This window comes from Gilliamella sp. Gris1-4 (assembly GCF_001690335.1).
Taxonomy (GTDB): domain Bacteria; phylum Pseudomonadota; class Gammaproteobacteria; order Enterobacterales; family Orbaceae; genus Gilliamella; species Gilliamella apicola_P.
Window position 1 is genome coordinate 18,140 of record NZ_LZHA01000043.1, and the last position, 12,985, is coordinate 31,124.

The 12,985-nt window shown below is 33.9% G+C and carries 8 protein-coding genes; 3 read left to right on the forward strand and 5 right to left on the reverse strand.

The genetic code is table 11. From position 1 onward, the window contains the following. Nucleotides 1–84: 84 nt before the first annotated feature. From A9G31_RS05760 to glnS, 3 genes are all read left to right on the forward strand, one after another. Nucleotides 85–813 (forward strand): winged helix-turn-helix domain-containing protein, encoded by a 729-nt coding sequence (locus A9G31_RS05760; protein ID WP_065560843.1) that lies wholly within the window; start codon nucleotides 85–87, stop codon nucleotides 811–813. Then, the gene (locus tag A9G31_RS05765) at nucleotides 810–2,153 is read left to right on the forward strand and encodes an ATP-binding protein (protein ID WP_065560844.1); all 1,344 of its coding nucleotides are present in this window, start codon (nucleotides 810–812) and stop codon (nucleotides 2,151–2,153) included. Before A9G31_RS05760 ends, A9G31_RS05765 begins: the two co-directional genes overlap by 4 nt. Before the next feature lie 264 nt (nucleotides 2,154–2,417). Then, nucleotides 2,418–4,094, forward strand: a complete 1,677-nt coding sequence (glnS, locus tag A9G31_RS05770) for a glutamine--tRNA ligase (RefSeq protein ID WP_065560845.1) — start codon at nucleotides 2,418–2,420, stop codon at nucleotides 4,092–4,094. A gap of 199 nt (nucleotides 4,095–4,293) precedes the next feature. On the opposite strand, the gene A9G31_RS05775 is transcribed toward glnS, so the two are convergent. From A9G31_RS05775 to hemH, 5 genes are all read right to left on the reverse strand, one after another. Beyond that, nucleotides 4,294–5,664 (reverse strand): DUF3999 family protein, encoded by a 1,371-nt coding sequence (locus A9G31_RS05775; protein ID WP_065560846.1) that lies wholly within the window; start codon nucleotides 5,662–5,664, stop codon nucleotides 4,294–4,296. A gap of 129 nt (nucleotides 5,665–5,793) precedes the next feature. Further along, nucleotides 5,794–8,787, reverse strand: coding sequence for a DUF2339 domain-containing protein (locus A9G31_RS05780; protein WP_065560847.1), 2,994 nt, complete (start codon nucleotides 8,785–8,787; stop codon nucleotides 5,794–5,796). Nucleotides 8,788–8,966: 179 nt separating this feature from the next. Continuing rightward, nucleotides 8,967–10,388, reverse strand: coding sequence for a cation:dicarboxylate symporter family transporter (locus A9G31_RS05785; RefSeq protein WP_065560848.1), 1,422 nt, complete (start codon nucleotides 10,386–10,388; stop codon nucleotides 8,967–8,969). 75 nt (nucleotides 10,389–10,463) lie between these two features. Next, entirely contained in the window at nucleotides 10,464–11,795 is a 1,332-nt protein-coding gene (locus A9G31_RS05790; protein ID WP_065560849.1) for a CoA-disulfide reductase, read from the reverse strand. 200 nt (nucleotides 11,796–11,995) lie between these two features. Next, a complete protein-coding gene (gene hemH, locus A9G31_RS05795; RefSeq protein WP_065560850.1) occupies nucleotides 11,996–12,982 on the reverse strand; it encodes a ferrochelatase in 987 nt (328 codons plus the stop codon). Nucleotides 12,983–12,985 lie beyond the last annotated feature (3 nt).

Genomic DNA, 12,985 nt, shown 5'->3' on the forward strand with positions numbered 1-12,985 from the left:
TTTGTATATATTTTGTAACGGGAAAAGAATTATCTGTATAATGAGGTATCTCTAGGTACAAGCTACAGTAATCGAGAACAGATAATGAGTGAACGTATATTAATCATTGAAGATGATCAGCGCTTAGCCAATTTAATTCAAGTTTATCTAATTCGGCAAGGATATCTTGTTGAATGGCATAATAGTGGCGAAGGGGCAGAAGAAAAGATTCAACAACTTAATCCCGATCTGGTTATTTTAGATGTAATGTTACCTGTAAAAACAGGTTTTGATATTTGTCGAGATATTCGTACATGGTTTAGTAATTTTATACTGATCATGACAGCAAGTGAAGATAATATTGATGAAATTGTTGGGCTTGAATTGGGAGCGGATGATTATTTAGCAAAACCAGTTGAACCCAGATTATTACTAGCGCGAATACGAGCTTTATTACGACGGAAACAGATAGAAACCGACAAAGACAATACGAAAGAGTTTGTTTTACCACAGAATAATAAAACTTTAATATTTGATAATCTAGTCATAGACGGTGAAAACCGAAAAGTACTCTTGCACGAGCAAGAAATTGATTTAACCACTGCCGAATTCGATCTGCTATGGTTGCTTGCTTATAATGCTGGGGCAATTCTTTCTCGAGATGATATTTTTTCTCAAGTAAGAGGGATCGATTTTGATGGTAGTGATCGTTCTATTGATGCTCGTGTTTCAAGACTTCGTCGTAAATTACTTGATGATCCAGATAATCCATCTCGCATCAAAACAGTGCGAGGAAAAGGCTATTTATTTATGCGAGAAGGAGAAAATCATTGAGTCAACTATTAGCCAAGCCGTTGTTTTTTAATCGCCGTATTGTATTTTATCTAGTTATTTTACTTTTATTGCAAAGTATTATTGCTTATGGCGCTTTATTGGTTTTTGATTCATTACCTTCATCATTAACCGATATGCCAGATGATCATGTTGTATTTCGTGAATCTCAACGAGGTACAGTGAATCTGATTCGTATGCAAATTAAAGAACATAAAGATCGTCCCCTTCAAGAAGTGGTTAATGAATTGCAACCTTATTTTGGTTACCCTATCGAAGTGTTACCAATTAACACACCGTTACCTGATACTGTACTTAACGAGTTAAAAAAACTTGGATTTTCTTATGATGGTGATAATGAGGTTGTTTATATAGATTTAAAAGATGGTAATTTGCTTCAATTAGGTCCGATTGTAATGCGGGATATTTTGGCATCCAATACTATGTCATTGACCATCTTTCTTGTTATTTGGGCTTTGTTTAGTGCTATTGTTTTTTTTATTTTAATTTATATGGCTTTTAGTGCCGTATGGAAGGATCTAGTTAATATCAGACAAACTGCCGAGCAGTTAGGACAAGGTAATTTAAAAGCCCGAACCGAAAATGTTAAAGGTTGGTTATTTAAGCCACTAGCAAATGTTTTAAATAATATGGGAACGCATATTGAACATCTAGTTGGTACCAATCAAACAATCTCACATGCGATGGCTCATGAATTACGTACTCCTCTTGCCCGTATGCGATTTGAACTTAGTATGCTTGAAGAGTCAAGCGATGAAAAAGAGAGATTTGCGCTACAAAAAGGCATGAGTGATGATATTAATGAACTTGAGACATTAATTAATGCTAGTTTAAATTACTTTAAAATGCAGCAAAGCAATATTGAACTAAACTTCACGAGGGTATCATTAAAACAGTGGAGTGAAAAAGTTTGCCAATCCCTAACATTATTTAAACCAAAAGGATTTGAACTAACTTGTAATAGCCAAGAAGCATATGCAATGATTGATACTAATTTAGTTGAAACCATAGTTAAAAATTTGTTACTAAATGCTTTTAAATATGCTGCACATAAAGCAGTTTTAAATATCACAAAACAAGAAAATCGAATCATCCTTGAAATCGATGATGATGGTGCTGGTATTCCTTTTGATGCGCGTGAAAAAATATTTATGCCGTTTGCAAGGCTTGATACTAGTAGAACTCGAACTACGGGTGGCTATGGCTTAGGTCTCGCTTATGTAAAACTTATGGCAGAATTTCATAATGGTAAAGCTTTTGTTGTCACTAGCCCACTAGGAGGAGCAAGATTTGTGGTTTCGTTAAAATCAGGTGATGAATAAATATAATCAGTTATATTTTTTAGCAAAAAAACTTTCGGTAGATCATTGATTTTATTGGATTTTTGTTTTTTTGTGTTTTTTCCAAAAAAATATGTTTTTTTGTTAAAAATAGCAGGGTTTAATCAAAGACTAATTTTGTCGATGTGAATCGTTTGTTTTCCATTTCAGAAATAAGAAAAATTTGCTATATTCGTCACATAATAAGCAATAATATAGCAAATATTCTCAATTTGTTATTAATAAAGATATCATCAGAGGTTTTTTATGAGCGGTTCATTACCGAGCGAGACAGATAATCGTCCATCTAATTTTATTCGCCAAATTATTGATGCTGATTTAGCAGCAGGAAAATATAAAACTACGCACACTCGCTTTCCACCAGAACCTAATGGTTATTTACATATTGGTCATGCTAAATCAATATGTTTAAATTTTGGTATTGCGCAAGATTATAAAGGTAAATGTAATTTACGTTTTGACGATACTAATCCAGCTAAAGAAGATATAGAGTATGTTGACTCGATTAAAGAAGATGTCCGTTGGTTAGGGTTTGAATGGGATGGTGAAATTTGTTACTCATCTGACTATTTCGACCAATTATATGAATATGCTATTGAGCTAATCAATAAAGGACTTGCTTATGTTGACGAGCTTTCAGCTGATGAAATCCGTGAATATCGAGGAACACTTACTCAACCGGGTAAAAATAGCCCTTATCGTGATCGTAGCATCGATGAAAATTTAGCGCTTTTTACCAAAATGAAAGAGGGAAAATTTGCCGAAGGAAAAGCATGTCTGCGTGCTAAAATTGACATGGCATCACCATTTATTGTGATGCGAGATCCAGTATTATATCGTATTAAATTTGCAGAACATCACCAAACAGGTAATAAATGGTGTATTTATCCAATGTATGATTTCACCCACTGTATTTCAGATGCGATCGAAAATATTACCCATTCACTTTGTACACTTGAATTCCAAGACAATCGCCGTTTATACGACTGGGTATTAGATAATATTACAATCGAGGCTCGACCTCATCAGTATGAATTTTCAAGATTAAATCTTGAATATGCGATTACTTCAAAACGTAAATTAAATTTACTTGTGTCAGAAAAAATTGTTGATGGTTGGGATGATCCACGTATGCCGACTGTTTCAGGCTTACGACGTCGGGGTTATACACCAGCTTCGATCCGTGAATTTTGCCGTCGAATTGGTGTGACAAAACAAGAAAATACCGTAGAAATGAGTACTCTTGAGTTTTGTATTCGCGAAGATCTTAACGAAAATGCACCTCGTGCTATGGCGGTGCTTGATCCGGTTAAAGTTGTCATTGAAAACTTCTCGGATACTATTGATGAAGTGCTTAGTATGCCGAATCATCCAAATCGTCCTGAGCTGGGTCATCGGGAAGTCACTTTCACTCGTGAAATCTATATTGATCGTGCGGATTTTAGAGAGGAAGCCAACAAAAATTACAAACGTTTAGTATTAGGTAAAGAAGTGCGGTTGCGTAATGCCTATGTGATTCGAGCAGATAGAGTTGAAAAAGATGCCGAAGGTAATATTCAAACTATTTATTGTAGTTATGATCCAGCAACCTTAAATAAAAATCCTGAAGATGGTCGTAAAGTCAAAGGTGTAATTCATTGGGTTTCAGCTAAATTTGCAAAACCAGCCGAAATTCGCCTGTATGATCGTCTATTTAATACGCCAAATCCAGGTGCAGCAGAGGACTTTTTATCAACCATTAATCCTACTTCGTTAGTGATTAAGCAAGGTCTTGTTGAACCTAGTTTACAAAAAGCTCAAGCGGGGCAAGCTTATCAATTTGAACGAGAAGGTTATTTCTGTTTAGATAGCAAGTTTGCAACTGAAGATAAACTAGTGTTTAACCGAACCGTAGGGTTAAGAGATAGTTGGAACGAAGCGTAATTTAATATGCCACAATTCGCCGGTTTAAGTCGGCGAATGTTCGTTACCACAATGACTTAAGCCAAAATCAAAGCCTTTTATTGTCTCTATCATCTTACCTAATTAAAAATTATCAGTATTTAGATGTGTGGTGCACTCAATGGAGTAAATTTCTATTAAGTGCTTATTTCTAGTCATTTTTATATTTTAGCTTTCATTTTTATGACTTTTTAACTTCGTTAAGTAATTTTAATGCAATAATAATTAATATGATAGCGCCAATAACTAAGCTAACCCAAATTAACCATTTAGGTAAAATGGAATCTCTTGTCGGATCATTATTTGCTTGGGATAATACTTTTTTACCTGCTAGTTTAATATTTTCACCAACAAAGGCTTGTGGCACATCAACTACAGATATTGAATCTGAAAGTAATGCTTTTTCACTTAACGATGCAGACGTTGCTTTTGCTGATCCCCAAGCTAAAATGAAGGGACCATTATTGGCGCTATTAAAAACAACACTCATGCGATTGCGGTAAGCTGTTAGTTGTGGTGCTTCATCAAAGCTTGCGTTGATGGCTTTAATTTTTAATTGTTTAATAATTAATCCAGCACTGATATGTTGGCTATGATCATTGCTATCTATGTTTCGAATAATATAGTCATCAAGGTTATGCCATGTTTTATCTTTGTCATCGGTTTTATAATAGATGCTAGTAGGTAAAACCATACGTGGGTTTTGTAGCTTAATTGATAACTCTCTAACTGGTTGAGGTGATGGTAACTGATAAGTTGCTTCTTGACCATCTGATGATGTTAGTTCGAAGTTAATTGGGAAAAGAGCTAATTTTGGTGTTTCTTTTCTTGAAGTAAATTCAATTTTTTTGACGTTAGGAACTGTGGATTGATCTGACTTTAATAATAAAATCCAATAGCGTGCTTTGTAATTAGTGTTTGCTGGTATATCAATTGTATTTACTTTAAGTGACTGATTACTATTGTTATCAGTCAAAGACATCATTGGAACATTATTGAGTGCAGTTTGCCAATTACTTAAATCTTGGCTATAAAGCAATTTAGCAATTGCTTGCCAATTTTGATTTTCAGCCACATCAAAATCAATGGATAAACGGCTTATGGCTTGTTCTAACTTAACATCTTCGGGAATTTGCAATAAATACCTTGCGGTATAGTCACCTTGGCTATTTGCTTTATCGAGATAAATTTGAACATCTTTATTGTTGATATTGATATTATACTGTTCAATCGCCATTTTGCTTTGATTTTCATCTTTTTTTTCATTTAACGCGTAAATAGCCACTGGAAAAGTTTGATTATTATCACTTTGCTGATAAACATTGACTAATGCATAAGGTACAGGCTGACCTTTTTGGTTAAAAATGCGAATATCATCTAATGAACTTGATAATGTTTGTGTATAAACATCATGAGTCAGTTCTATTCGGCTATACATGCTAGTATCGTTGGAGATATCAATCATGGCACCATAGGCATACTGATTAGTTTTGTCTATCGCTTGGCTAAATCCACTTATTAATAACAGCGAACTCAATAGAAATTTTTTCATAATTTTTTATCCATAATAATCAATGACATTCACGAATTTTTATTTATTGTTATATTAAACTGAATGATATTATCAGAATGATTTCTGAAAACGTCATTGTTAAACTTAAACCTATTTTTTATAGTGTATTTATTCATTAGTATTACCATTTTTTAACTTAGGTGGTAATGGTGCTAAATACCCAATTAACAGCATTAATAACGCAACACCAATAAAGGCAAATGCACGAAGTAATCCATCAAGCTCACGGATATCTACAAATATTAATTTAATAATAACGATCACTTGAATAAATTCACCGCTATACCATATTTTCCGAAGTGAATAACGGTGTCCAATAGTCACCAATATTACTGCAGTTAACATCCAAAGTAATGATGCAGTCATTTGGACAATATTATTGTGCCATAAAGAATTAGCTGTCCAAGATATGTCAAATATTTGGCTTAAGCAGCGTAAAACGATACTGTTTCCCCAGAAAAAGGTTAAAACAATTAAAGGCACTAGAACCATATTAGGTAATGGTATTTTAAAGCTTGCAAGATTCATTATCCTGCTATTTAGTTGTAAATGGTTTATTGCAAGTTTTAACCAAACGCTAAACATCATTAAAGTAAAGATTGCACTTTCTTCAAGTGGATTAATGATAGGAACATAATTCCAATAAATGATTTGGCCACTCATACTAAGCCCAACTATTAAATAAAATCCTAAATAGATAACAACAGGTAATAAACCTATCATCCAATAAGATTTAATTAATGATGTTGTGGTCATAATTTGGCGTTTAATCAGTGTATAAAATAGCAGAATAATGCTGCTAGCAATAGTTGCAGTTACACTCCATTTTATTACATCGTATCCCCATGGTAATTGGTTAAGTAAATGAGTAGATTCTCGTGTTATCCAGTATAAAAACATCCAAAATAAACTGATGTGTAACATATCAAATAAACGATGGGTATTTTGTTTATTTATTTTATAACTACGATTTACAATACTGTTTGTGATAAGTGTTTTTTCAATATGTAAATAATAGTAAGCACTAACAAAGGCTATGACCCAAACCACGCTCCAAATGCCAGAGTTTAATAAATAGCAGGATTCGGCATAACTTTTAAACAAAGCTAGTAATATCATTAGCCATAAGGTTAACCCAGAATAACAGAGCTGATGCCAATTGATTTTTTTCCCAACGATATACCATAGCCATGAAGAAAAAGTGAAGCATAATAAAATTGGTAATACTTTTGATGTTGTATTGTCAATATGTAAATGAACACTTGATAAAATCCAGATTACCCAAAATATAACAGCAACAGCGATAAACATCGTTTTAAGTAAATTATTTGTAGTAATTCTACGACCATAGCAATGCCATAAACAGGCATTCACTAGCAAAATGGCACTTATAATACCAAGTAGTAGTGTAAGTGAGCTCGGATTTAATTGTTCACATTCGAAAGATATACAAGCGGAAACAATACCAAATAATGTAATTGCGACACCTAATAAAGCAGTACGATAATGTTTTTGCGAAAGCAAAATCCAACTTAATGCTGTTCCTTCAAATAACCAAATTGTGGCAGTCCAATTGGCACTAAAGGCAAGTGGAATAGCCAACGTACTAAATGATAGACCAATGGCCAAGCCATAAAGCGAGATTTTTTTTGCTGAAGATTTCAACAAGCGCAGAATGAAATAAGAGCCAATAATATAAAACAGACCAAATGCCAATGATGAAAATGCAGGTCCAAATTCCCACTGATTGGTAATAGAATATTGTAATGCAAAACCGGATAACGGTGTGCCAAATAGTAAAATTAAATCAATAGCATTTTGATTATGTTCTTTATTAAAACTTCGAACCGAGAATAAAACAGCTAAAATACCATAAATTAACATATTGGCGATGATAAATATTTGGCATTCAATGTAAAACTCAGGGCGGAAATTACTCATTCCCCATAGTAGAGATATTACAAAGGTGAATAAAAATCCTAATAAATTAAGTATTCGCCAAGACTGCCAGATGCTAACAACTAAAATAGCACTGGAAATCATCAAATAATAACTAAATAAAGCAATATGATTGCCTGAACCATTGGATAGTAAAATCGGTGTCACATAACCGCCGATACTGGCTATAATTGCTAGACTCATAGCTCTTTGCAAAATGGAAAATAAAATGCTTGTTGAGCAAATAATTAACAAAATAGCAAACGTAATTAACATAGGTACAAGTTCGTATAACCTATAGGCGGCAAATATGGTCAGATATAAAATAGCAAAAGCACCGCCTTGTAGTATTAAGGCGTAGATTTCTCGTTTATGTCTTAATTTCCAACCGATTCCTAACAAAACAAAACCTAATACTAAGCTTCCTAAGATTCTGATCTCAGGTGAAATATAATCATGTTCAATACTGTATTTAAATAGATAGGTTAGACCTAAAAATAAGATCACAATAGCAATTTTGGCAATTACATTGCCTTTAATTAACCAATTAAAAAAAATAAATAACGGATTGGGTCCAGTATTTGTAACTGGTCTGTATTGTGGGTTAAATGGATCTGCTGTTTGTAATGCAGCTTCATCAAGATTGATTTTTTCTTGTTCTGGAGTTTCTATCGCCAGAGATTCGCTAGCTAATGTTGGTAACTCTTCTTCCTGACTGAATTCTTGATATTGAGAATCGGGTTGTTCTACTGTTACTGAATCAAGTTGCATATTTTCTTGTAACAGGGCGGGTTCATTTTGCTCATTAAGTTGCAAAAGTCCATCGTTTAAATGGTTATTATTAGCTGCACAAGGTAGAGAAATTTCGGTTGGAGGCTCTATTTGAACAGCAATATCCGCTGTTTCTTCAGTAGTATTGCTATTTGAATATTCAAATTGCGAATTAGTATTATCGTGCTCAATATCCTCTTTTTCATCTGAATTTTCTTCTAACTCAGCCGAACTATTTTGTTGATAAAGTTGTTCTTTGAGTGATAAAAGGACCTCTTGTACCTCTGTTAACTGAATTCTTAACCGGACAATTTGATCTTTCAAACTAAAAAGATTAATAAATGCCACTATAATTATTACTACTGCGAAGAAGAAATAAAAAAGAAATTCCATTCTAATTTTTCCTTATATTTTTTATTTCATGATCATTTATTTGTTTTTATAGTTAATTAAAATAATAAGTTAGTATTTTTCTGATGAACAGTAAATCAGTAATTAATCAATAAATCAATAAACCAACTATTATCTTGAAATTTGTTGTACTATTTCACTCATATCAACAGCCATTGCAGTTAAGCTTCTGGCTGCTCGTTTTCAAGAGTGACATCGGGGTCGTTGTATACTGTCATATCCATAAGGCCAATTTCTTTATCGGTTGCGACAGCGGCTGTCATAGCTCCAGATACATTAGCTAAAGTTCTTGCCATATCAATAATTGGATCAACAGCTAAAACCATACCAATTAATGGGAAGTATTCGGCCATGCCCATACCTGATAAAACAACGGTTGCGGCAACTGTTGCAGTGCCAGGAATTCCAGCTATACCAATTGAACCAATAACCACTACAATGACAAGCATAATATAAAATTGGATATTAGTATCAATGCCAACCATATGAGCTACCATAACAGCAAGTAAAGCAGGAAAGAAACCGGCACATCCATTCATTCCCATGGTACTACCTAGAGAGCCAACTAAATTTGCGGTACCTGTATTAACACCCATTCGGACGGTTAGTGTTGAAATAGTCATTGGTAACGAACCGACAGAGGAACGACTTGTAAAGGCTAATAACCATGTTCCTAGCGCTTTTTTTATAAACATGATTGGTGAAATACCATGAATCACAATAATGGCAACATGTACAATCAACATAATCAATGTGGCGATGTAGATCGCTGCAACAAAACTTGAAACCTGAATAATTGCGGGTATTCCGTTAGAAATGATGGTGCGAGCAAGTAAAGCAATTACTGCATAAGGCATGTATTTTATGACTGTCATCGCAATCGACATGATGATCTTATAAAGTGCTTCAATAAACGTTTTAAATAGGGCAATCGGTTGTGAGTTTTTCTTTTCCATTCTGTTGGCGGCAATCCCCATTAAGGCAGAGAAAATGACCAATCCAACAATATTTTCGTTTACCATTGATGCAATAATATTGCTCGGAATTAGATTTATAAAGGTATCAATAATATTAGTGTATTGTTTTGCCTGAGCTTGATGTACAGAACTTGAGCTTATTTCACCTAATGCAAATAGATTAGCTAACAAAATACCAACAATACAGGCAATTGCTGTTGTAAACAGTAACCAAAAAATTCCTCTGAATGCGATTTGGGGTAGATTTTTTTTACCAGAGAAATCGATAATTACTTTAACAATAGATACAAATATGAGTGGTATCACTAACATTCGGATAAAAGCGATAAATGCTCGACCAAATAGTCCATACCAAGTTGCGGTTTCTTGCATCCAGATTGTTGATGTGTCAGGAAACCCTGCTACAGCTTGAATGCTTAAACCAAGCACGGCACCAAGTATTAACCCAACTAACATACGTATTGAAAAATTAACCTTTCGCTTTTGTAATGGTCTCATTACTGTAAAAAAACAGATGAGCAATAACCCAATACCAATTAATGTCTGGTAATGAGTAATAGATAAGAACTTTTCAAAAAAGACTCCTTGAAAAATGGCATCTGGCATATTTAATCCTCACCCTTTAATAATAAATTTAATTATCTAGTAAAATATTTATTGATAGGTTTATTAATACCTATCTTATTTTGCGATTGAGCCTACAATATTTAAAATATCCCACGGTCTGGAAAATGGTGGAGCATAAAGAAAATCCATCATGGCTAATTCATCAATTTTCAAATTCATCCATATTGCGGTTGCAAGAGTGTTGATCCTTAATGCCGCACCTCGTCCTCCAGCTATTTGACCACCTAAAATCACTCGAGTGTCGGCATGATAGATAAGTTTTGCTGTTACACTTGTTTGACCGGCAACATAATTACTGTGATTTTTATCTTTAACTATGACAGTTTTATAAGGAATTCCAGCTTTTTTGGCTTCGCTTTCAGTTAAACCTGTTCGTCCTGCTTCAATATCAAAGACTTTTAAGGCTGAAGTGCCAATAGTGCCAGGATATTCACAATTTCCGCCACCTAAATTTTCGCCTACAATTTTGCCTAGTTTGTTCGCCCCTGTAGCAAGTGGAATATATACCATTGAATGACTAACTCTATGGTGAAGGGCAACACAATCTCCAGCAGCATAAATATCTGCCATATTAGTTTGTCCAAAGCTGTTGGTGATTATGGCACCATTTGCAAGTGTCTTGATACCAAGGTTTTTATAGATATCATTGTTTGGCCTAACACCGGTTGCAATAATAACAACATCGGCTGGATATTGTGATTTATCAGTAATTACATGTGTGACGTTGTGCGATCCTTCAAAGCCAAGTACTCGCTCTTGCAAATGTAGATCACAATGTTGTTTAATATTTTCTTCAATTAGTTCAGTAATTTGTCTATCAAATGCATCGATAAGAATTCTGTCATCCAATTGAATCAATTTGACGTTTTTTTGTAAAGCAACAAGCGATTCAGCTATTTCAAGCCCAATATATCCAGCACCTATAACAATCAAATTTTTGATATTTGAGTTGGATAATGTCTGTTTGATAGCTAACCCGTCATGCAGGTTGCGTAATGTGAAGATATTTTTTAGTTGGCTATTTTCAAAAGGGGGAATGATGGGACTTGCACCAACTGCAAGTAGTAACTTGTCATAGCTATCATCAAAGCAATTGCCAGTATTGAGATCTTTAACAGTTAATTTTTTTTGATTAGTATCAATAGCAATGACTTCATGTAAAGTTTTTATTTCAATACCATCTTTTTGAAATTGTTCGGGCGTTCGGGATATCATTTCGTTGGCGTCAGTAAAGTGGTTACCAATAAAATAAGGTAAACCGCAAGCACCAAACGAAACAATATCTGATTTTTCATAAATACGGATGGTTGCCTCAGGGTTTATTCTTTTAGCCTTTGCAGCAGCACTTGCACCTGCGGCTTGAGCGCCAATGATGATTATTTTCACTTAATTTTCTCCTCAGTGCTCAGATACTGAATTATAAAATAATACCTTATCATACCCCATAGATTACCTTGGTGATAGATAGTTAGCATTAATATTCGTTAATTTAAAATTTTATTCGTTTGAAAATCAACAATTACTTGTTTAGTGTAATTTTTTTAGTCGTATTATTTTTGTTAAAAAGTTTCCGATAACTATGTGTTTCAGTATAAATTATTAAGTATAGGTGGCTGAGTTTGGTTGATTAATGTCATGATTAAATTAATCTGTAAGTCTGTGTCATTTAATGTGGGAATATAATAAAATGATTTTCCACCTGCATTTAAAAAGATTTCTCGATTTTCTTCGTCAATTTCGTAAATAGTTTCAATACAATCTACCGAAAATCCGGGACAGATGACGTGCACATTGTTAACACCATTTTTTGCTAATGTTTGTAGTGTATCGCTGGTACTTGGCGTAACCCATTTACCTTTTCCAAATTTAGATTGATAAGCCATTTGAATTGGTATATTTATGTTATTTGTTCGGCATTTTTCGATTAATAACTGTGTGGTCATTTCACAACGCTGAATATAATCATCTTTTCGTTTGTAAATATAACGCTCTGGAATCCCATGATAAGAAAGTATAAGCACTTCCGGCTCACCTTTGTATTGAAATGCTTGCTTAATTTGTAAATAAAGTGCATTGATATAGCTTGGATGATCGGCATAATCACGAATATAGTCAATACTATTTATGGTTTTGTCGGTTGCTATAATTTGTTTAAGCTTATCAAGTACAGCGAGTGTTGTAGTCGTTGAGTATTGTGGAAAAAGTGGCAATACCGTAATTTTTGAACATGATTGAAGCTTGTTCAATGCAGATTGAATATTGGGTTCACCATAGGTCATGGCTAATTCACATTGAATATTTGGTAAGTGGAGTTGTAATTTATCACATAATAATTGGCTGTAATGAAGTAAAGGTGATGAGCCATCTATCCAAATTTTTTGATAATGATGGATAATATAAGGCACTCGTTTAGGTATTACAAGGTACTTTAAAATCGGATACCAAAACAGTTTCGGTAAATCAACGACATGGCGATCGAGTAAGAACTCGGTTAAGTACCGTTTTATTGAATCTGGTGTTGCCGCGTTTGGTGTACCTAGATTAATCAGCAATAACCCTTGTTTTTTATTCACAAG